General features: G+C 46.5%; 19 protein-coding genes. All 19 read right to left on the bottom strand.

Annotation, left to right across the window (positions count from 1 at the left end; all coding sequences use genetic code 11):
* Nucleotides 1-11: 11 nt before the first annotated feature.
* Nucleotides 12-1,127 carry an N-acetyl sugar amidotransferase gene (locus RIN56_05605; GenBank protein ID MDR7866275.1) on the bottom strand — a complete coding sequence of 372 codons (1,116 nt, stop codon included), beginning with the start codon at nt 1,125-1,127 and terminating at the stop codon, nt 12-14.
* Nucleotides 1,124-1,894 (bottom strand): AglZ/HisF2 family acetamidino modification protein, encoded by a 771-nt coding sequence (locus tag RIN56_05600; protein ID MDR7866274.1) that lies wholly within the window; start codon nt 1,892-1,894, stop codon nt 1,124-1,126. The genes RIN56_05605 and RIN56_05600 overlap by 4 nt, the downstream gene beginning before the upstream one ends.
* Before the next feature lies 1 nt (nt 1,895).
* Nucleotides 1,896-2,513 (bottom strand): imidazole glycerol phosphate synthase subunit HisH, encoded by a 618-nt coding sequence (gene hisH / locus RIN56_05595; protein ID MDR7866273.1) that lies wholly within the window; start codon nt 2,511-2,513, stop codon nt 1,896-1,898.
* Nucleotides 2,510-3,931: a hypothetical protein gene (locus RIN56_05590; GenBank protein ID MDR7866272.1), complete on the bottom strand. Its 1,422-nt coding sequence runs from the start codon at nt 3,929-3,931 to the stop codon at nt 2,510-2,512. The genes hisH and RIN56_05590 overlap by 4 nt, the downstream gene beginning before the upstream one ends.
* Nucleotides 3,919-5,163 carry an oligosaccharide flippase family protein gene (locus RIN56_05585; protein ID MDR7866271.1) on the bottom strand — a complete coding sequence of 415 codons (1,245 nt, stop codon included), beginning with the start codon at nt 5,161-5,163 and terminating at the stop codon, nt 3,919-3,921. The genes RIN56_05590 and RIN56_05585 overlap by 13 nt, the downstream gene beginning before the upstream one ends.
* Before the next feature lie 105 nt (nt 5,164-5,268).
* Nucleotides 5,269-6,387, bottom strand: a complete 1,119-nt coding sequence (locus RIN56_05580) for a DegT/DnrJ/EryC1/StrS family aminotransferase (protein ID MDR7866270.1) — start codon at nt 6,385-6,387, stop codon at nt 5,269-5,271.
* Nucleotides 6,384-7,136 carry a DapH/DapD/GlmU-related protein gene (locus RIN56_05575; GenBank protein MDR7866269.1) on the bottom strand — a complete coding sequence of 251 codons (753 nt, stop codon included), beginning with the start codon at nt 7,134-7,136 and terminating at the stop codon, nt 6,384-6,386. Before RIN56_05575 ends, RIN56_05580 begins: the two co-directional genes overlap by 4 nt.
* Nucleotides 7,133-8,191: a Gfo/Idh/MocA family oxidoreductase gene (locus tag RIN56_05570; GenBank protein ID MDR7866268.1), complete on the bottom strand. Its 1,059-nt coding sequence runs from the start codon at nt 8,189-8,191 to the stop codon at nt 7,133-7,135. The genes RIN56_05575 and RIN56_05570 overlap by 4 nt, the downstream gene beginning before the upstream one ends.
* Nucleotides 8,192-8,205: 14 nt before the next feature.
* On the bottom strand, nt 8,206-9,564 hold the full coding sequence (locus RIN56_05565) for a nucleotide sugar dehydrogenase (GenBank protein MDR7866267.1): 1,359 nt from the start codon (nt 9,562-9,564) through the stop codon (nt 8,206-8,208).
* Entirely contained in the window at nt 9,518-11,431 is a 1,914-nt protein-coding gene (locus RIN56_05560) for a nucleoside-diphosphate sugar epimerase/dehydratase (GenBank protein MDR7866266.1), read from the bottom strand. The genes RIN56_05565 and RIN56_05560 overlap by 47 nt, the downstream gene beginning before the upstream one ends.
* 294 nt (nt 11,432-11,725) lie before the next feature.
* Nucleotides 11,726-12,661 (bottom strand): D-glucuronyl C5-epimerase family protein, encoded by a 936-nt coding sequence (locus RIN56_05555; GenBank protein MDR7866265.1) that lies wholly within the window; start codon nt 12,659-12,661, stop codon nt 11,726-11,728.
* Nucleotides 12,662-12,744: 83 nt separating this feature from the next.
* A complete protein-coding gene (locus tag RIN56_05550) occupies nt 12,745-14,700 on the bottom strand; it encodes a hypothetical protein (GenBank protein ID MDR7866264.1) in 1,956 nt (651 codons plus the stop codon).
* Between the two features lie 13 nt (nt 14,701-14,713).
* Nucleotides 14,714-16,264, bottom strand: a complete 1,551-nt coding sequence (locus tag RIN56_05545; protein ID MDR7866263.1) for a radical SAM protein — start codon at nt 16,262-16,264, stop codon at nt 14,714-14,716.
* 85 nt (nt 16,265-16,349) lie between these two features.
* Nucleotides 16,350-17,351 (bottom strand): lysylphosphatidylglycerol synthase transmembrane domain-containing protein, encoded by a 1,002-nt coding sequence (locus RIN56_05540; GenBank protein MDR7866262.1) that lies wholly within the window; start codon nt 17,349-17,351, stop codon nt 16,350-16,352.
* Nucleotides 17,336-18,145, bottom strand: coding sequence for a formyltransferase family protein (locus RIN56_05535; protein MDR7866261.1), 810 nt, complete (start codon nt 18,143-18,145; stop codon nt 17,336-17,338). The genes RIN56_05540 and RIN56_05535 overlap by 16 nt, the downstream gene beginning before the upstream one ends.
* 4 nt (nt 18,146-18,149) lie before the next feature.
* Nucleotides 18,150-19,346 carry a DegT/DnrJ/EryC1/StrS family aminotransferase gene (locus tag RIN56_05530; GenBank protein MDR7866260.1) on the bottom strand — a complete coding sequence of 399 codons (1,197 nt, stop codon included), beginning with the start codon at nt 19,344-19,346 and terminating at the stop codon, nt 18,150-18,152.
* A complete protein-coding gene (locus RIN56_05525) occupies nt 19,343-20,884 on the bottom strand; it encodes a hypothetical protein (protein MDR7866259.1) in 1,542 nt (513 codons plus the stop codon). The genes RIN56_05530 and RIN56_05525 overlap by 4 nt, the downstream gene beginning before the upstream one ends.
* A gap of 16 nt (nt 20,885-20,900) precedes the next feature.
* Entirely contained in the window at nt 20,901-21,668 is a 768-nt protein-coding gene (locus RIN56_05520; GenBank protein MDR7866258.1) for a class I SAM-dependent methyltransferase, read from the bottom strand.
* A complete protein-coding gene (locus tag RIN56_05515) occupies nt 21,634-22,974 on the bottom strand; it encodes a hypothetical protein (GenBank protein MDR7866257.1) in 1,341 nt (446 codons plus the stop codon). The genes RIN56_05520 and RIN56_05515 overlap by 35 nt, the downstream gene beginning before the upstream one ends.

Genomic DNA, 22,974 nt, shown 5'->3' with positions numbered 1-22,974 from the left:
TACTTGTACTTTTACATAAATTTTCTAAAGAAGCTGCGTATCTTACGGAATACTTCCAAATATTCATGACTGGAAGGATAGTCGCGGAACGTCCTATTGGGCGCCTTCAGGATTGCTTCAAATTCTTCCTCCGACATGTCCAACTTCCGCAAAACATACTCCCTGTCCTCACGCAGTTCGTCCGGCTGATATTGCTCTGTTTCCATTTCTGCAAGGGCCTGCTCCCGGGTCATTTGACCCGAGACTACTAGGCTTGACAAATGGGCCCGCCGCTTGTCATAGCCGAACTTCGTCGGCAGATAATACGCCTGGAAGAATTTTGTGAACCGGGATTCAAAGTGCTTGCCGCCATAATAACGCCATCCTAACGTTTCCAGTACTTTCATGGCATCTTGCTTATTGTACGGCATGTAATCGAGAACAGTGACAACCTTGATCCCTTTGATATATGGATAATATAATTTGCGTTCGAGCATCGAGATGCGAGGGAAGGTTTTAAGTTTCATCTTCCCGAATCGCTCATGAACGCCTTCCAGGTGCCGGCGATCCTTGGCCATATATCCCCATGCAGGCGGCAAAATTCCTTCTGTCGCCCAGTTTGAACCACTTAGGACGTATCTGATATTATTGTCTGCGGCAAATTTATAAACACCGGCATAAAAGGCATGGTCCTGGGGAACGTCAAGATTAGCTAACCCGGAACGCACGAAAGCCGCCTGCAGATCATTCATTTCGTCCCAGTCGACAACATACGTATGAAGATCGAGGCCTAAGCTTTTACATACATTCTCGATGTTTCTTACGGCAATTTCCGAGTTCCAGCCACCGTCAATATGAACCGGCAGTACGCGCAAGCCCAGCTGTTTTACCGCCACATAGGCCAGGTAGGAGCTGTCTACTCCACCGCTGAGGCCGATAATGGCTTCGTATTCGTTTTTTTGGCTTTCGCGTTTAATTTTTTCAACAATTTTCTCCAGCATCTCTTTGCCGGTCTCATCAGGACGCCATGTGGGTTTAATATTCACATCGAAATTGTGACAGTGGTTACAAACTCCGTTTTCATCGAAAGTTATTTCAGGATCGCTCGTGTCCATGATACATCTGGTACATATCTGGTATTGTTTCATGATTCAAACACCCCTGCTTTTGTTAATTCCTCATCTGTCGGGAAGGTTATCAGCACTGCTTTGTGCTTGCCATAAAACACGAAGAGGCTGCCGGCAGATACTGCTGCCGCTCCCGCGTGCAAAGCCGCGGCAAAATCGTCTACCCGCCCAGCGCCTCCACAAGCGACCACTGGCAAGTTTACCGCTTCCGATACTTTTTTGATGAGGGAAAGGTCATACCCACTCATCGTGCCATCTTTGTCAACCGAGTATAAAAGTATTTCTCCGGCCCCCAGTTTTTCGGCCTCTTGAGCGAATTGTACCGGATCAAGTTTTGTGTCGTTGCTGCCACTATGGGTCATTACATGGTAGTTACCGAAAAAGTTTTTCTTGGTATCAAGCGATATCACAATACTCTGGCTGCCGAAGCATTCGCTCGCTTCCCTTATCAGCTCGGCATTTTCTATGGCGCTAGTATTCATGATTACCTTTTCATATCCCAGGCGGAGGATTTCCCGAATTTCTTCAAATTGGGTGATGCCTCCGCCATAGGCCATTGGCATAAAGGCTTCGGCAGCGATGCGGGCAAGCAGGGGAAGGTTCGGCCCGCGTTTGTCCGTGGTGGCGGTGATGTCCAGCAACACTAGTTCGTCCACGCCTTTTTCGTTGAATATTTTGACTGCGTTGATGGGATCGCCGATATAACGTTGGTCTTTGAACTTTAGTGTTTTGACCAGCCCGTTTTTCCGAAGTAGGAGGCTTGGTATGACGCGCGGACGATGAAACATCTCAGCATTTCTCCACGAAGTTTTTTAGTATTTGAATGCCGTATCTATGACTTTTCTCGGGATGAAACTGAACGCCGTAGATATTACATCTTTGAACCGCTGAGGTAAAATCATATCCGTAGTTTGTAGCTAGCAGCTTATGCCCGGGATCTTTGCATACGGCATAATAAGAGTGAACGAAGTAATACCGCCAAGTCGCATCGATAGTATGGAGGAGCGGTGAATCTTTACAAGGCGTTACCAGGTTCCAGCCCATATGGGGTAATTTAGGCTGCTGCGCGAAATCCTGAAAATCGAAACGGACGTTGTAGAAATCTATCCAGCCTAGCCCGGGAAGTTTTCCTTCTTCGCTGCCGGTGCCAAGAATTTGCATGCCGAGGCAAATGCCCAAAACCGGCTTCTTGTCATCCAGCACTGCGCGGTTTAAGACCGGGATTAGTCCGCTGACGGTCAGATTGTTCATAGCTGCATCGAAAGCGCCCACCCCAGGTAAAATGAGTTTGTCGGCCTGGGTGATTTTATCGGGATCGGATGATACCATGGCGCTGGCACCGATATGTTTGAGCATATTCAATATCGAACCAGTGTTGCCTATGCCGTAGTCGATTATTACATTCATCGCGGTTCTCCTCCCGCAGGCCGTTTAGAATTTGCTTTCGCCCCCGGCATCAACACAGCAGTCAGATAAAACCGGTAAAGTGCTTGAATTCCCAGGGCAAGAACGATGCTGCTCAGTAACCCGTGTGTCAGCAAAGAACCAAAGAACTCGGCGCCAACCAGGTTTATGCTCGCCACTGACACTGTGGTGACAACCGGCAAAATCAGGCTGTTATCAAGATGATCATACAGCAAAATACAGCCATCGACAAGCCCGGTCAAAACCAGAGACAAAAGGACGGATACAATACCGAAGTAGCTATAATAGGCAAAAACAAACCCGGTCGTATAGCTGCCTGTTTTCACTATTGAAGTCGGGTAGTAGTAGCTATTCATTATATTTGGTGCGTCAAGCGGCGGCACGCCCATGATATAAGCCAGCCGCGGAATGGCCGCCAGCCCCAGGTAATCGTTCTGGGCAACATATTGCACGTAGTCGAGACCGCTTTTCATATGGTCGACAAAAACTCTGTATACCGTAGCCCAGAATAATCCACCCTTAGCCCAACCCTGAATGCCGTCGCTCTTGGTAGCAAAGAAGTAATCCAGCGAACCACTCAGCCCCAAATTAAAAAAATCAACTCCTTCACGGCGAGCCGTCCATGCGATCATGATCAGGGACAAGGCCGTAAAAAAACCAACACAGTGTTTCCACCGCAGGTTGCGGAAATGAGTGCGGTACTGAAATGATACAAAGACGGCGAAGACTATTAACATCGGCCCCCATCGGTGCCCAGGAAAACTGACGGCAATAAAGCAGGCTATTACGCCGGCAATGCCGACTATAACTCCCGGCCAGTCCTTTCGCCAGCAGTCTTTCACGTGCAGTGACAACAGGACGACAAGCACCGGGGCCAGGGCCGACCCCAGAAGCGAGTAGGAGTATCGCATAGCCGCCGAGTCGAGCGTTTTCAGCGAACTTTCGCGGGCCAAAGCAGCCTGCGCCGGTGTCCCAAAAATGATTGCGTAGATTCCTGTATTTTGAGGCCCCACATGGTACAAATAGGCTCCAGTTATTACGAGTACAAATAAAAAATAGAATGAAGCAATACCGTGATCGAAGGAAAGATTGTCCTTGCCGATACGCTCCCATATCCTCTTTGTGGTATCGTGAAAGGTCAGAGAGGATATGATAGCCGCCGTTAACGGGTAGAGCTGCACCAGCAGCAGATAATCATACCAGTTTTCGAGCTCGTCGAGAAACACGCTCGCATGGAGTGTGGCCGGAATTTGGATTAGTATATAGAAAAACAGCAAGTAGATTATACTCGGTTTGATAAGCAGGTGTGGACGCTGCTTGATGCAGACACTCAGCACAATGCCAGTGATTATGCATATAAAAACATTCAGGTAGAGAAGATGCTGCGTCAAATTCTCCATATTTTTGCCTCCACGCTGGGGCACGCCCAGCTATTGGTCTGATAAATCATAAAGCAGTATATCAGGCACATGGCAACGCCAAAGAAAATAATCGAAACTATATCGTTTTGAAATGACAGGTAGCCGGCTTCCAAAGCAGCAGCGCATAGCGTTACACGGACTATCTGCAACATCAACTCCTGCCGTTGCTTTTCAGCAATCATATACAATACGCTGACGGGGCTGGCTATCATCTGAAAAAAAATCATCACAGCCAAAACCTGGGCGTATATTCCGGATGTTGTCCAGTCGGCACCGAAGACAGCAGAGAATAGTGAGGGACCAAAAAGACCGAATATTGTCAGTGGTATCACGGCTATCAATGACAGTCCCTTGACAGCTCCCATATAATCGTTGCGGCAGTTTCCCTGCTTGCGGTAGACAGTGCTGAATCGTTCACGGATAATATCGCCTGCTGCTTTGGCGATAAAGCCAATCGGCGCAGCTATGACCCGCTGTGTCAAAGTAAAGTAGCCAGCAACTGCCGTACCAAACAGTTCCCCGAGCATGATTACCGGCAACTGGGCGGACAGACTTTCCAAACTGTGGGCTACCACCAAAAAACGAGGGAAGTCTTTATAGCGCTTTGCCTGAGTGGTAATAATTCCCCACTCTATGGCCATGTTCAATTGTTTTATTTCCCGCCAAAATTTCCAACCCATACCGAGAAGCAGGACGGCGTAAGCTACTATCTGCGAGACGATAAGGCCATTTGGCAACACCGGCCACAAGCCCATAATAAGGGCTATACCGGTAATCAGTACACCGTTCCAGATGCGGTACCGAGCCATCATGGTGTATTGCTGCTGCCGGTTGAACCAAAAGTATAATGCCTGGTATAAAGATTGCAGTAGGGCGATTACCGGTACGGCATACACCCAATTCCCCAACTCGTTGAAGACGGCGAAAGAGGAAAACAGCGACCCATGTAGCACGATTACCGTTCCAAACAGCGTTATTACCGAGAATAAGGCGGTAACGGCGCAGGTCAAGATGACCACATGGATAGCTTTGATGGAATCCTCGGGCAGCATAATGGCCAATTCATATCGACCGGTAATAACTATGGATAAGACGCTGGCATAGGCCATAATCAGCCCGAATATCCCGAAATCATGGGGGGAGTATAAACGGGTAAGCAGCGGTGAAGTTCCAAGTAGCAGCAATTGGGAAAACACAGTGGCCGACATCATGGTTGCGAAGTGTCGGGAAAAAGATCCTTGCCGCAAGTATTTGTCTATTACTCGCCGTAGTTTACCTTCGCTACCTCCGGAATTCAAACTGACCACGGCCGTACCTCATATAAGCATTTTTTTTATGCAATCGATGATAATATGCTGGATTTCCTTAGTAAGCCAAGGACTCATCGGCAGACTCATTACTTTTTTGGCTATAGATTCGGCAACCGGCATCGAGCCTTCCCTTAAACCAAGATAGCCGAAAACGGGCTGAAGGTTGAGGGGCACGGGATAATGGACTGCCGTTGGTATGCCGGCCGCTTTGAGATCGGTCTGCAGTTCTTCGCGCCTGTCGGTCTGTATAGTGTATAAGGCATATACGCTAGAACCGAAAGGATTAATGTTCGGGGTGACGACGCCCTTGATCCCCTGCAAGAGTCCGGTGTATGTGTCGGCAACCTGCTGCCGCATGCTTATTTCTTCGGGAAATATTTCCAGCTTGGCCAATAGAACTGCCGCCTGGAGAGTGTCCAGCCGGCTATTTAGCCCCGGACGTTCGTGGTGGTAACGGCGTTCCTGGCCGTGAAGGCGAATCTGGCTTATAACTTTGGCCAGCTCATCATCGTCTGTAAAACAGGCCCCTCCGTCGCCATAGCATCCTAATGGTTTGGATGGGAAGAAGCTTGTACAGCCGATTGTCGACAAGCTGCAAGATTTGCGCCCTTTATATGTAGCGCCAAAGCTCTGTGCCCCGTCCTCAATGACTGATAAACCGCGCCTTGCGGCTATCTGGTTGATAGCGTCTATGTCGGCACACTGGCCGTAGAGGCTCACCGGCATGATGGCCTTGGTGCGAGGCGTGATGGCCGCCTCGATCAAGTTGGGGTCAAGGTTGTACGTTTGGGAATCGATGTCTACGAAAACAGGCGTTGCGCCTAGACGCGCTATTACTTCACCGGTGGCGATATAGGTAAAGGGAGTCGTAATAACCTCGTCCCCGGATTTTACGCCTAAGGCCATCAAGGCTATCAGCAATGCGTCTGTGCCATTGGCGACGGTAATGCAATGCCTGCTGCCGGTAAAAGCGGCCAGTTTTTCTTGAAGTTCGTTAACTTCGGGCCCCATGACATACTGACCATGATTTAGGACTTTTTGTATTCGCCTGTCCAGATCGGCTTTTATTTTCTCCTGCTGGGTTTTAAGGTCAATTAACGGAATAATTTCGGCAGTCATTTTCATTTGTTGCCCCCCTGTTGTCTCAAGAGTTCTTTGGGGGGAACATCGCGATACTCTTTAGCTGGCAAACCTTTAATAACTTTATGACTAGGAGTATCTTTCGTTACCAGTGCGCCGGCAGCAATGAATGTTTCTTCAGCTATTTTTATTCCCGGCAGGATGACAGCGCCGCCGCCAATCCTTGCCCCCCGTTCGATGGTGGCACCTTTTATATATTTGAATCGTTCATCGGTTCGGCCCATGAAATTGTCATTGGTAAAGGTGACCATGGGGGCGATAAAAACATGGTCTGCAATATCCATGTAGCCAGTAATATAAGCTCCAGTTTGGATTTTGGTGTAGTCGCCTATTTGGGTGCCGTTTTCTACCGAAACGCCCCGACCTACGACGACAAAATTGCCTATTACACACTTTTCCCTGACAGAGGCCAGATCGGCGATCAGTGAATTCTCGCCAATAGTTGAGCCAGCGTAAAGGACGGTGTTAGTGCCGATAGTGGTGTTGGCCCCGACGACTAATGGCAGCATCGCACTGTCGTATTTTACCGTACTCGTCTTACTGGGCTTGGGTTGTTTGCCGACAACGCTCCCATCCCCGATCTGCACGCCATCGCCGATGATTGTGCCGGGCCAAATGGTGACATTATTGCCAATCAGTACATTGTTCCCCAATTTTACATTTTTTTCGATTACGGAAAAATGACCGACTTGCAGGTCGGTTCCAGAGGATACGGTGGCGTCAATATAATTCATAGCCGCTCCATCCCTATGGTAAAATTCTCTTGAAGAGGCAAGGTTATTTCTTTACTAAACTTCACCGAATGATAAATGGCAAGAATTATTTCCAATGCTTTGCGGCCTTCAAACCCCGGAACGGCCGGTTCGCTGTTGTTTCTCACTGAGGCGACAAAGTCGGCAATGAGATCGGTATGACCAAAGCCGTATACATCCGGCGGCTCTCTGAGTTGCTCATCAAGCACGGCTGCCTCGTCCTCGCCTTCAAATCGCCAGGCTTCAATTTTGTTAACTGCCTTGCCGCCAAGAACAACGGTGCCGGTAGCACCAAAAACATTCAGTGTTTCTTCGAGATTCTGGGGATATATGGTTGTTGATGCCTCGATTGTCGCTAAAGAGCCGTTGGCAAATTTCAACACGACGACTGCGACATCCTCGGCTTCTATTTTGCGAAGATTGGTGGCTGTATAGGCAAATACCGATTTAACAGGACCCATCATCCATTGTAGTAAGTCGATGTTGTGTATAGACTGGTTCATCAGGCAGCCGCCATCCTGGGACCAAGTTCCCCGCCAGGGGGCCTGGGCGTAGTAATTATCGTCCCGGTTCCACCTCACCACCGCCGAGGCGTGGGTAAGTTTGCCAAACTTCCCTTGTTCGAGAGCGCTTCGTAGTTTGACGACAGCGTGATTAAACCGGTTTTGGTGAACTACGCCAAGTTTTACTCTTGCCTGATTAGCGGCGGCGATAACTTTGTCGGCTTCGGTCAGGGACATAGACATTGGTTTTTCAATAAGAACGTTCTTGCCAGCTTGAATGGCAGCGAGGGCCAATTCAGCATGCAAGCCGCTAGGAGTACAAATATTAACGACGTCGATTTCGGGATTGCCGAGCATCTCCTGATAGTCGGTGTAGCCCAAGCCACCGTATATACTTACGTTCCGGTTCAAGGCCTGCTTGTCGGTATCGCATAACCCGACTAGAGCTGCATCAGGGATTGCCTTGATCGCTTCGAAATGCTTTTTAGATATTCTGCCGCAGCCAACTAATCCAAAGCCTAAGATTTTATCCATTCATAATTCCCTCACTATATCCTTGTTATTCTTTGTCGGTGTTCGGTGTCTACCTTTTTGGTAACGTTTCGCGTGTCTAATATCGCTTGTGCGCAGCGGGCAACAAAATTGTAGTCTATGGTAGAATGGTCTGTTAAGACAACTACGCAATCGGCTGATCTTAAGGCCGTTTCCGTCAGATCAACGCTCCTGAGAGTGAAATTATATGGAACGTGGGGTTGGATCTCAGGCACATAGGGATCGTGGTAGTTAACCTCTGCCCCTTCTTTCATCAACAAATCAACAACTTTGAGCGATGGTGATTCCCGATAATCTTCGATGTCCTTTTTGTAGGCCATCCCCAGAGCCAGTATTTTCGCGCCGTTTAAAGCTTTTTTCTCTTTCGACAGTATTTTTGTAACCTTGTCTACTACGTGATAAGAAGCCTGGACGTTGACTTCGCCCGCCAATTCTATGAAGCGGGTATGAAAGTCATATTCCCGCGCTTTCCATGTCAGGTAAAACGGGTCGATAGGGATGCAGTGACCGCCGACACCCGGACCGGGGTAGAAGGTTTGGATGCCGAATGGTTTGGTCGCTGCAGCGTCGACAACTTCCCAAATGTCAATACCCATGCGGTCGCACAGCAGCATGAGTTCATTGACCAAGGCGATGTTGACGGCACGGTAGGTGTTTTCAAAAACCTTGGTCATCTCGGCTACCTGCGTTGAGGAGACAGGCACAATGTGCATTATTGTCTGCTCGTAAAAGGTCTTCGCAACCGCAAGACAGGCCGGAGTGACTCCACCGACAACCTTGGAGGTATTCTTGGTGGTGTAACGCTGGTTGCCGGGGTCGACCCGCTCAGGTGAAAAAGCAAGAAAAAATTCTGCTCCCACTTTAAGCCCGGTTGTTTCCAGCTTAGGCAGAATAACTTCCGCGGTTGTTCCCGGGTAGGTCGTACTCTCTAGGGTAACCAGCTGCCCAGGACGCAGGTATTTTGTTATTTCCTCGGTCACATTGACAATATAGGAAATATCAGGGTCACGAGTAATTGTAAGCGGCGTGGGTACACAGATGACTATTACGTCCATTTCGGCCAGTTTATTGAAATCAGTTGTCGCCCTCAGCTTTAATGTGTCGACTAGATGCTCCAGTTCATCTTCCTTTACGTCTTTGATATAATTCTCGCCATGATTAATTTGTTGGACGCGGGCGGCGTTCTGGTCAAAGCCGGTTACCCTAAAGCCGACCTTACCTTTCTCAACCGCCAGGGGCAGTCCCACATAGCCGAGACCGATGACGCCCACATGCGCTGTTCGGTCCTTTATTTTTTGTGTCAAAATCTCATTGTAGTCTTGATACGGGCTGGAAAATTCCGATATTTTGCTCATTGTTTTGCTCCCCTAGTTTAGATAATTGCCCGCTTTCAGGCTTGCTGTGCTGCAAATTCTGGCGGAAAGTAGGAACTAGCTGAAGCAGCAGTTCGACTATTTCTCCCCGCCGTTTTGCTTTTGCAAGTCCGACAAGCGCCTGGGCTAATTTCGCCTCGTCAACTTGTCGCAGATTGGCGATGAAGATTTTCTGGTTTTTGGTCGCTCTTGTGCCCTCCTCGGCTGTCAGTATCTCCTCAAACAGCTTTTCCCCCGGTCTGAGACCGGTGTATTCAATATTTATATCCTTGTGCGGAACTAATCCGGATAGTTCGATAAGGTCACAAGCCATATCGACAATCTTCACCGGTTCTCCCATGTCGAGAACAAAGACCTCTCCACCCTGAGCCATTGAACCGGCCTGCAGGACAAGCTGCGTCGCTTCCGGGATTGTCATGAAATAACGCTGCATGTCCGGGTGGGTTATAGTGATTGGTCCACCGGCGGCAATCTGTTGCTTGAACAGGGGAACCACGCTGCCGCGGCTTCCAAGGACATTGCCAAATCTGACAGCGACGAATTTGGTGCTGCTAACTTTGCTCATGGACTGGATTAGCAGCTCCGCTACTCGCTTGGTAGACCCCATGATGCTCGTGGGGTTGACCGCTTTATCGGTGGAAATCATGACGAATACTTCGCTGCCGGCCCGATCCGCCGCCTCGGTAACAACCTTGGTACCGAAAACATTGTTTAAAACCGCCGCTCGCGGGTTTTCCTCCATCAGCGGAACATGCTTGTGAGCTGCGGCGTGGAAAACCACCTGCGGTCGAAGTTCGGCAAAAATATCGTTGATTGTTTCCGCGTCCCTGATATCGGCTATGCGTGGTATTATCCTTAGTTTCGAATAGTTCATCCGCAGTTCGCGGTCAATTTCATAGATGCTATTTTCACCCTTGCCGATAATTATCAATGATTGCGGTGCCATTTTGCTTATTTGCCGACACAATTCCGACCCTATCGAGCCGCCGGCCCCAGTGACCAGCACCCGTTTGTTTTTTAGGTAGTTTCGGATTTGTTCGGTGTCGAGATTAACGGCGTCACGGCGCAGCAAATCTTCAAGGTTGATATCACGTAGCTGCTTCACGGTAACTTGTCCATCGATCAGTTCATATAATCCCGGCAGTATTTTAACCACACACTCGGTTTGTTTGCAGTCATTTACAATCTCTCTGAGCAAGGCACCAGTGACCGATGGAAGGGCGACAAAGATTTCCTTCACATTATGGGTAACGACGATTCGTTGAATATCGCCGCGGGTTCCTAATACTTTGGAGCCCATAAGCATTTGATTATGCTTGGCAACGTCGTCATCAATAAAGCCGACTAGCGTTTTACTACTATAATACCGATGCTTCAATTCGCGGGCCAACATCGCTCCAGCATCGCCGGCGCCGACTATTAGTACATTAACATTCTCGTTCCGTGAGCTATGCCGCTGGCGAAAGTGATGAACAAGCCGAACGCAGATCCTGCTGCCGCCGACAAGGGCAAGGGTGAAGAGCCAGCTAAGCAGATATATACTGCGCGGCATGTTGGTCCCCAGCATGAACAGGTATGAAATAATTATTAACGAACTTACTGTCACCGCGGATGCAATGGCAATAAGTTCGTTGATGCCCGCATAACGCCACAGACGGTTGTATAAGCCATAAAAATAAAAGGTCACAATCGGCACCATTACATAAGCCAAGGCGTTATTAAGCCACATGGTTAAGTAATTCTGTTCGATATTTCCATCAAATCTAATGTACAGTGCGAAGTAAGGCATTAAAAATACTATGAGTGCGTCAAGAATTACCAGACTAAGCAACTTTACCTTCTGGCTCACGACATTCACCTGTCTATCCTCGATCTTATTGTGTTTTGTATTCAGTATAATCCGGCCTTCGATAATCGTTTATTCCCAGTAGATGGGCATTGTCTGTATTGACCTATAAGTTTTCGACACCTCTATGCGAAATCCTCCACTTTTTGTTTGAGGCTTATGGAATATTCTTTCATATTTTCTCGATTCATGTACAAATATGTCTATTGATGTAAAAAGCCCGAAGGCATAAGACTCCAGTAACCGGGGAACAATCCAGTGTATATTGATTGAGATCTTGATTTAGTTTGCCAGCTATTACCGTTGCGCAGGATATAGAAGCCGATATTTGACTTTTGCAGCCACTGCCTTGATCCGGCAGAGCTGGCTGTCGTGATAACGGTTCCATTTGGCAGCGTATTCCCCAAGTATCCGGCTATCCAACGCCTGAGACAGATAAAAGAGCTGAGCGATGTGCAGCGAATTGTAGGCTGCCGTACAGGCATTCCTTGGACCGGCTTCCCGTTCGTTGTTCAGGTCGTAAGCCGACCAGTATCCCAAGTCCCAGCGATGAATGTTTCTTTCAAGGGTATTTGTAAGCTGGGCAAGTAAATCGGAAATTATGGACAGCGTAGAAATCCGTTTGAGTTCGATGATACCTACTACTGCATACAAGAAACCGTTAAGTACATTCTTGGCATACCGGTTACCTGGGAATTCCTCAAAGAAAAGATCGCCTGAGTCTAAGAAAGAGCGCACTCCCCCTTGCGCGACATCGGTTTGAAAAGGACTCAGTGCTCTTTCTGCTATTGCGAGAAAATCAGGTTGCTGCTGCATAATATAGGCTCTGGCCAGAATACTGATGCCTTCTCCCTGCGCCATGCAGGAAATCCAGGGCGCACGCACTCCTTCCAAGTCGAAAAGATACCGCCATAGCCCGTCGTCCTGTGCGGCAAACCAATCGACGCTTCTCATGAAACACTCGCGATAATGAGTCTGATTGGTTTTACGGAAACAGTTCCAGTTTGCCAGTCCGTATGCGGCGACCCGGGTCGGGTTATACTGCTTGCCGACCGATTCATACACTTTAATCGGAATCCCGGCGTCATCCTTAGGACAATAATGCATTTCTTCATTTTCGAGGGTAAAGTCCAGATCCAAGGGGTAAAGCCAGTTGTCTTTACCAATGTCTTCATAAACAAAGTATCGCTTCCCTAGCAATGTGTCCTGAATATCCCGAACAATTTTACCCATGTTGTTAGCCCCGCATCCCTTGGGGCCTTCCTCCTTGTAGTGATCATTTAGTGAAGAAAGTATTTTATGCTTGTTATAAGTATTTATTGTCTGTCGGCTTTGTAAACGACTATCCTCTTATTTTCATACGCTATCGGTAGCGCAGGTTGCGTCTCCATACGGTCTTTGACAAATACGAAATAGTCAATCGCATATTTATTGACTAACTTTTTCCGCCAGCTATCGGAGGCAGAATTGTAATACGTCTGCACATCGCGGTCCATTCTATCAAAACTGTCGTAAGACGGTCCCTCAGGGCCAAAATAGTTATTTATATCCAAAGAAAACTCGTTAAACCTGTTTTGTCCCTCGCGGAATAATCGATAGTCCGAGGCGTACTGCCAAGAGGTATATACCCATTCACGGAGGTTACCAAATGAGCTTCTTAGGGAATAATCCCGCCATCCATAATATATTGTTGGGTCGATCATAAATAATGCGTCGGCAGCAGTAGCGTGCCTTGCCCATACTTGCGCATCCTTATAACTCTCCTTCAATTCCCGGTCGGAGATCAGGGATGATTGTTGGCCGATCCAGTAAATCGCAGACCCGCTAACAATTAATACAGCCATGACTGTTACAAGTATCATCCGCATAGCTTCCCGCTTCTCAGCTAACCTAATCAGGTGGGCCAGTACGAAGGTACTGAAAAAAATAAGTGCAAGACGTTTGCCGCCGGTGAAGGTGGCCGCCATCCAGTTATCGTTCAACGACAGCGTGCCATTGGCAAAGTAAACAGAAGCCAATACCAGGATTCCTAAATAATAAACCAATAAAGTAGCTCTTCTCCTTGAGTCGCTCTTTAGCATCATCGGCAGTGCAAGCAGACTGGCATAACCGAGGATAAATCCAGGCTCATAGTAAAACGGACCAATTAATACAATAATAGCGAGTGCTTTTCGCCACGCCCCGGAAAAGACGATCTCGTTCCAAAGTCCATTCACGATATATATCAGACATATGTTTATAGCCAGATCATTCGCTCGGTGCAAGGATAATTTAATCAATGCGCTACTAATATGGATTCCGGAAAAAACAACCCCCAAGACTGTTAACAGTAAAGCAGCCGTAATTCCGGCCAATAATTGGCGGTCCATAATCCGTAGAGGCCCCTGGAAGAAATAAACGACGAACAGCATCAAAAACGCTAAGAACGGTAATAACCGTTCCGCCGGCCTGAATGTGAAAATACCCATGTCAATAGGATATGTGTGGTATGAAGACAGCCGGGTTAAATTAATCCATGTAGTACGGTCAATAGCCGCCCCTTGGACACTGTTTAAATCGAACATGCCTACTGTCCAGGCTAGCGATAATACGCAAAATATAGCTAAGGAGATAGCTATCCGCGCTTGTGGTACCGCGGCCGGCTTTGCAAGATAAGCGGAAGCTAAGAACCCAGCACCGATAATTGCATAGGAGGGATAAACCATATAGCATAAAGCCATGAGAACCGCCGAAACTAATATTTGCCCACGAATAAAAAAGGCTATCGAAACAATCCGCACCGCATCTGCGAAGAAGTAGTAGAGCATCAAAACCAAAGCTTCGGAAAAAAGGTCATATCGGGCAAAATCCATACATCTTGCGTAGCTGGCGATAACAAGCAACACAACTGTGCAAGGTATCACCATCGGGCTTTGGGGATATATCGTCCGCGTTAGAAATATAAAGGCGATTGACAGTATCACAATTTGGAAACCAATCACCACAGGAATCATTGTCTCGGGAGATATGCCGAACGTAGAAAAGGCAAAGGGATAAATATGCATGAACAACGATTTATCATATAGTTGTCCTGACGGGAAGCCTCTTGAGAAATCGGCTACAGCTATTTTTCCGTAGACATAACTTATTGGTGAGTAGCCCCGCCAAGCGATAATGGGTTCAATCATATCGATCAACACTCGCCAAAGATAAAAACCAGCGGTCAGAGTGCTAAATATAAAGATTATCCGCAGCCACATGGGTTCTTTAACACTTGCCGGCGTTCGCTCCATTTTCTCCACATCCCTAAGTATTGATGGATCTTTTTTTCATTATCCTGGTAAGTGTCCGAAACACTATCCTTTTTATATGGTCTTCAAATAAAAATGAGGTGTAATTATAACGCAATCTCACGCGTAATATCGGTTTGTACAGCCATGCCAATAGGCCGATTACTTTACCTAATAAAGGGCCGAAGCTTTGTCTGTGGTCGGCAAGTTTACGATCAAGCAGTTGACCAGCTATTTGCAACAGCTTAATCATGTTGTCCAGTTCTTTTGTATACCATGGGTGATAGAGCTTGCCGGCGTCAAACGAATCAATGGCTGCCCAATCACTTAATCGGTCGGGAATTGTTAAGTTATATTTTTTTACCGCTTCATCGGTCATGACCGAGCCAGGTATAGGCTTCCAGTCGGCCCCCACCCCGAGGTAACAATCAGGGTTATCCTTCAGCAAAGTTTCCAGCAACTCTTTGGTTTTGATAAGGTCTTCCATCGTTTCGCCAGGAATACCACAAAAGAAGTTATAGTGGGGGCGCAGGGAAGGAAATCGAGCCAATTTTTTGTTTACCCTGACTATTTGTTCAACAGTTATCCCTTTGTTCATGGCCTTCAGGCTACGCTCCGAACCTGATTCCACACCAATAGCCATATACTCCACATTGGCTTCGACCATTAATTCAAGGAATTGGTCGTCCATTCTGTCCAGTTCGTTGATACGAGCCCCACGAAAATCCAACCGGAACTTCTTATGAAACCCTTTTTGGATATAGCCAGTTAATAAGTTTCGTATACGCTCCAGATCCACAAAAGAATCGTCATCGTATACCTGTAATCTTTGAAAATCATATTTATTGTCTAAATATTCGATATGGGAAAGTACATATTCATCGCTATAGCATACCCATTTCTTCCCTTTAATTTTTTTATAGACGGCAGGTGACATGCAAAAGGTACAGTTATAGGGGCAACCTAGCGAAGTGAAAATAGGAAATATCATTTCATGGTTGTTGAGCCGGTTATAGTTATTGCTGCCAATATCAACCAAATGATACGGCAAATCCTTGTAATCCGGCATTTCAAAAGCACATTGAACCTCGTTCAATGATATCCGGCCATTTTCCTTGTGGCCTAGCCCTTTTATGATCCTTATATCTTGCAACTCACCGGATAAATACTGACACAACTGCATTAGCGCTGTTGATCCCCAGTCCCGGATAATGAAGTCTATATAAGGGTTCTCCAATGTTTGCTCGGGGAGAATAGTTGGATGGGGTCCACCCCATACTACTTTTGCCTGGAAACGGGTTTTCACATACTCCGAAATCCGTAACGAGGTCGTTATAGGGTTCCCGGTCATTACCGAAAGCCCCACGAGTTTGCACCCACGCTGCATGTGTACGTCCAGTTGTTGTTCCCAGTCTTCAGGATGTAACCGAAGATCCAGAATGTTTACTTTGAAGCCGCACTTAACTGAATCGACAGCCGCATATATAAGGCTCAGAGGTATATCTCGCAATAGTCCATCAAACGATCCCAGTTGTGGGTATACCAGCAAAACATCAATCTTACTCATGAGCTCACCCCTGTATAAATTATTATTAACAGTCATCATTTCTTACGGTCTAAGTCTCTTCTCTAGCCAATGCATTATATACGAGTTATTCTTTTTTATTTAACTCCTGAACAACATTACTTTCTCTTATCTGACGTATCAAGTTCGCAATCCCTATCTTCTCCATGCTAAGAATGACGGCAGTCCCGAGTAATCCAAATAATACTTGCGAGATATGCAGGCCTACAGCAAGAACCAGGCCTTCCTGGAAGCCAAATCCTATTTGGGATAAGGCCAACACCCCTGCCCCCTCAAATGTTCCAAGCCCCCCCGGAAGAGCCGGTATCGCAGCCCCAAGCACCACAAAGATATATACAAAAAAAGCGTCAAATAGGGATATCGGCGCTTTGCCTGCCACACTTAGAAAACAGTATACCTGCACAAATGACAAAAACCAAGCCGCAGCGCCTAAAGCAGCCGCCTGAAAAAAAACCCCAGCCTGCAGACTTCGTTTAATTTGGGCAATAAAACTTTCAAAAAACCTGCCCCACCGGGGACCAAGAAACTTCGTAAGAAGCGCTACCATTAGGTTCTGGAAACGAATCACTATGAGTATGATGGAAACAATCATAATTATACTTATTATCGTCTTGGAGATGTTAAAAGTGAAAAAATTGATAAATGCAATCAAACTTGCACAAGCCAGCAAAATAGCATCTATGGTACGGTCTATTACCGTACTTGCCGTGAGCCGGCTCAGCCCCGCATCTACTTTATTGTTCAGGTATATGGGTTTAATTAGTTCGGACATCCTCGCAGGAAGAAAGAAATTGAGCCCGACGGACAGTATATTGGCCTTCAAAAAAACAAAAAGATACCTGCGTGAACTGTTTGAAAGAAGCAAAAACCGCAAAGCCAAGGTTAATGAGGTAAGAATAATTAATGGTTGCACCAAGAAGATAGCTTCAACGACTTCAATTGTAAAATCAGAAAAGATGCGGGAATCCAATTTTTCCAAGGCTATCCAAAGGACTAAGCATACTATAACAAGTCTGATTATCTTCCAGTGCTTCACTATATGCTCCTTACCATCTATAAACTCTTCCAAAAATTTACCAGGTCTCTAGGCCTGATAAGCTTCCTGCCGTGTGTGATTACTTCAGACACATGCTCTGCGGCAGGAAAACTATAATAACTCTGCCTTGTTATGATTTGCTTTGTTTCGGTTTGTTCCGAAACTGGGTCAAAAATTTTCAATATTTCTTGCGAGCTGGCAAAATATATTTTAGTATGCAGGCTGCTGACGCTTTCATCTGGGTCAATGGGAACTTGTATTTGCCTGACGATTACCCCTTCATCGACGTTTTCCGTCATTGTGTGAAAAGTACCGCCTGTGAACCGTTCACCATGCCGGACAGCTTGCAGAACCGATCCTAAACCTGCATATTTAGGCAACAAGCTACCGTGAAAGTTGACAATTCCATTCAAAGGAATGCCTAGCATGTCCTGCTTCAGTATCCGACTAAACCTAATACATAATATTAGGTCAGGTCGTTCGCTTTTTAGTTGTTCAACGAGTATCGGCCATGTTTGTTTATTGATGAAGAAAAGAGGTATCTTGAGTCTCTTTGCCTGCGAACTAGGTAAAATAGAACGTTTTGAATACAGCTCCCAAATTAAAGCCAATAAACGGTAACAAATGAGCTCAACCGCCTGATATAGGGCATAACGGATTCCCGATTTTTGCGTCACATACAGGAAGGTTTCAAGGGGTAACCGTTGGCCTACCATCTCTTGCTCTATATAGATCCCGGCTATTATTTGTGGCTGATTGTTCAATAATGGCCTTATCATTAATCCCGCAAATACATCGTCACTAAGAAAAAGACATACTTTTTTCACCGTTTCACCTCAGTTTTTCCGAGAACAGTTTTACAGTATGCAAGACCAACTCCAGGTCATTCGGTGCACTACTCCATAACGGCAGGTTAACCGCGGTACGCGCCATCAAGGAAGCTTCGGAATAGCCAAATCTGGCTCCAGATCGATTAATATAACTAGGCATTTCAGGTATGCAATATTCAATAAGTTGCCCAAATTGCACCCCATGCTGTAGGCCAAATTTAATTAACTGCTCTTTGCCGCGAGTACGAATTACGTAGTGTGAATAAGTAGCACCATCTATCAGGGGAGGAATAATCAGTCCTTTAAATCCTTTAAGATTGGCGTTGTAGTATTTCGCAACCTCTCTTCTTCTTGCAATAATGTCATAATAGCGTCCAATCTGTACATTACCTACCGCCGCTTCAGCTTCGGTCAACCCGACCAGATAGTCCTCAGGCATGTCAATTAAGCCTTCATCGTAATATCGGACAAAACGATTAAGTACCCCCAACCTCTCAAGAGAATTGACTATAGAGTATGCGGTTTTGTTAAATGCCGCCATAACTGCGGTTAGGTACAGTCTTCTCCCGAAAGGTTTCCACCTTCCTGGCGATTTTATTGCTTGGGAGCGTGTGCAGCGTAGTCGTTCTGCAAGTTTATCATTGTTTGTTGTAACCATTCCTCCAAAAATCGAGGTTAACAGCTTACTAACGTTCATCCCAAAGATAGCGGCATCCCCGAAGTTAACCACACTTTTGCCCTTCCATTCGGCCCCGAAGGAATGCGCACAGTCTTGAACAATTGCTATTTGTGGATATTTCCGTTTAATCTCTGCCAGCCGGTCTAAATCAACCGGATAGCCGAATATTGAAGTCGCTATTATGGCACCTGTGTTTTCATTTATCGCGTATTTAACCGCGTCAAGATCAGCGTTGAAGTCTTCGGAACGACTGTCAACAAAAACAGGTTCGTTTCCACTCGTGATAATGGCGTGGGGAACCACTACACATGTATAGGCCGGGCAGATTATTTCTTTACCCTTAATACCAAGCGCTCTAAGTAATAAAGCCAGTCCCGTCCTGCCATAGGGAAAGGCAACAGCGTTTCGCGCCCCCATCAGCTTTGCGAAACTGTTTTCAAACTTGTCCACGGCTAGCGGCTGAAACCAAGCAGCTTTTAGTTCTTCCCAGCCCAGTTGGGGTCTAAACCGAGGTATCAATACTCGTCTCCCCTTTGCCAGTATCCTGCCGACGCCATATGAATACTCTTAAACTCACCCCCGGAGTAAAGCTGGGCGTGTTCAGGCTTATATTCCTTCCACTCACAGCGAACGTGGGCCAGCCCACCGGAGAAATTAATCTTCCGGATAAGCGTAGTCCCATATTTTTTAATATTAGTCATCAGCATTGCTACCAGCATTTTTTTAATAATGCCATTGAACCACCGATTTCTCATCATGGTTATGTTTAATACCCTTAATAATATAAATTGCCATGGTTTAGGGTATCTATGATTTATTGCCCGGGGCTCCACGGTTACCGAGAGCGTACCATTATCCCATTCGGTTTCATGCTCACCGAATATTTGTGTACTATATGCAGTTCTCTCGCGGACTACTATACTGCCCCCGTCTATCATGCGGTTTGTTCCGTCACGCGAATAACTAGCAACTACACCGCCTTTTTTTATTGCCACCACAGTGTAATGCTCCGGAGTACTTTTTATAAAAATACCTGCCTGCTGGAAATGGACATCTTTAAGCCTTGTGTCAGAACACGGCAACAGACCTAATTGAATAGAGCTATCTTTTACTGATTTTGCCAGGGCAGCTGCCCAACAATAAGAATTGAACATGGGTATTAGGTTGGGTTCGTCCATTGTTAGAAGAGTGACTGTTCGCAGGTGCTTTATCGCGTTACGCATAAATCCAGCAAGTGTAGCCGCAGTTGGATTTTCACCCGCGAGATACTCAAGACCCGACGGAAAGAAAAAGCGGGTATTCCGGCTACCATACAGCCCCCCAAAGCTCCCGTCAGGATGGGCAAAGTAGGAGAGGAACCTAACAGATTTCGACAAAACTTCACCAAGCTCCAAATCCGGTCTTATACGGTGCAGATCTGCAAGGTAATGAAGAGCAAGGGTCTGATATCCCGGATCGGCTCCATCATACTCCCGCATCCATCCTTCCGGCGACATATTTTTCAAAATGCGGTCGAGAAGTAGGTGTCCTTTTTTTTCAGCTTTACTGTCTTCAATGAAATTGTTCCACTTATAAAGTGCAGCGGCCCCAGTTGCCAAGTGGTTGGATATAATGCCATGGTTCTCTTCCGCTTTTTGCAAAAAGGCAACCATTGGCGCAATAATTTCTATCCTAGAGGCAAACTCAGATTTGCTAAGGAGAGCCTCTTGCACCTCCAGGCAACTAAGTAAATCATATGCTGCCAATGCGGTAACGCAAAAGGAAGATTCATAAGGAAACGCCTCTTCCATGCTTCCATTAGCCCTGGTCAGCATTTTGGCGCCTTCAAAAAGTGATTGGATTTTCTTTTCCACAAAAGCGTCAGTTAGATAATCGGGAAGAAGGCCGGAAGCGGCTAGGCGGGCAAGACCATTTGCAGCCCCCTGATAGCTGCCATTTCCAAAGTCTATTAGTTTCCATCCCCAGTAAAACCTATCACCGATGCCATATGTAGGACTATATTTATCGGCATCGAACAATGCAAGCAGTCTTGGCAATACGGAATAAATGTGTTCCAAATAGGGCTCCACTTTATCACTGCCCTTTCTGATAGATAAACCTAGCGACCAAGTTTATGTCAATAATACTCTGCCCAAATGGCCAAAAGTCTTTTTCTAAAGGAGTAAAAATACTATCACAGGCTATGAGGATTTCATTCGCAAAATTCGGGTGTTCCCAACAAATAATCTTGTCATAATTTATCGATGAATTTTTGTGGGCGAAGCGCCGCGCAGTAAGGAATCTTCCCACACCCCATGCTATTCCCCCCTCGCACGGTATTGCCCCGACGAAAAGCCCTCCAGGCTTGAGTATTCTGTGGAGTTCATTCAGATATTGGTCTAGCGGTCGAAGATGCTCCAAGTTAAAAAAACTTAAAATAATATCTATGCTATCGGTTGCTACCGGCAGGTCGCTGGAGGAGATACGCAGCGGCCGGACATTGACATTTTTTTGCAACAGAATCTCTTTTGAGCCTTCCAATAGATCTTCGTTGATATCCACGATTACGTATTCTTGCGGCAAGGAACGCCAAAACTTGGTGTGCGGCATGAGACCCGGACCTATCTCCAATATGGATTTCCCAGTAAAGGAAACCTTGTCGAGAATTGTATATCCGGCCTCATTGACTAGATTTCCGATGCCTTGCTTCTGGGTCGCTTTATAAAAGGTAACGTAAAAGTCCTGCCACTTAATCCAGTCTTCATCATCGCTCTTAATATCAAGACCGTAGTGCTCCCGATCCCCAAACAACAGTGTGAATAGTTTTCTAGGTAGCCGACGTCCTAGTGTCCAGTATTTCATTTTCCACCTTTTCTTTGATGATGTTAAGTAGTTGCTCGAATCCTTGTCCCCAATTATAATCGCTGCTTAATGTGTGGGGATGCCAAAGAATACTGGCTTGTCCTCTGACGGCGTAAACTTCGTCTATAATCGCCTTCATTTTGGCTAGTCTAGCATCCTCATCACTCAGTGAGTAGTCGTATAAATGCGAATCCATCAGTACCAATGGTACCGTATCGATGTTTATAATTTCATTGCTTTGTGATATACAAGGCTTAGCCATAATTGCCGCGGCATTCCGAAAGCCAGTCCGGTCGTTAAAGCCCAGCGTAAAATCCACCTTCAAGCCGGCGACGGCCTGAGCTTGCCAAGTATCCCGCCAACTGAACCGCAGCCAGTGTTGCCTACACATCGTCACCGGCATTCCCAAACTATCTTCCATTCTTGCTTTTTCGACAGTCATATCATTGCAGTATTTCCAGCTATGATAGGATTGGTGCAGTCCAATACTCCAACCTGCTTGGGCCAACTTCACAATTGTCTTTTTTAAGCAGCCGGTCTTTATGTCGTATGAAGGGTCAAATAGCCATGCACTTAGTAAGTTTTTTCTTTTTTTATTGCCGGCATAAAGGAGAAATATACCTCGCACGGCGGCTTTTTCTTCCATGCACGCGATCTTGTCGAGTAAGTGGCAATAGTCCTCGCTTCTCCCAAAAAGAAAGCGGAGTGCCTGTTTTCCTTTTGTCAAAGCGGCTGATAATCGCCCGGACAAAAGAAATCGAACACTGTTGAAACAGCAAAATACTGCTTGCTTAATACGAATTGCCAGAGTCTTGTGTACGGCATCTACGTCATGGGTTAGCCAAATTTTCGTAAACGGTAACGGGCCAAATAGGCTTTCTTCCGGTTGTTTTAAGGTGTAGCTCGCCCACCGTCGTAAAAACATCGCCATCCGATTGACCCAGGCACGCTCCCAGATTCGTTCATCCCAATGCCTGAGCCGGAATGAATAAGAATGTATCGGGCCGTTCTTCTTCTCGTAGGCCCTTTCGGCTTCACAGTTTAGAAACCAAAATATTGCGCCAAACCAGTCGGTTTGGTGCCATAGTTCGCTCTCGGTCGCCCAACGCGGAACTATGAGGCAACCGTCAATACCAAGGTCTTGGGCCCATGTCGGCAATTTTACTTCGCATATTTCAGGTGGTTCAGACTCTTTTGTCGGCCATGTGGCTGTCGGAACAGGCAAACCGAGTATATAAACGTTTTTGTTTTTCCAATACCTTTCAAGTGAGCTTACTACGTATTCCCGATATCCTTCATTTAACAT

Source organism: Sporomusaceae bacterium (assembly GCA_031460455.1).
GTDB lineage: Bacteria > Bacillota > Negativicutes > Sporomusales > UBA7701 > Anaeroselena.
Note: the sequence above shows the minus strand (reverse complement) of the source record. Positions and strands in the feature narration are given on the sequence as shown.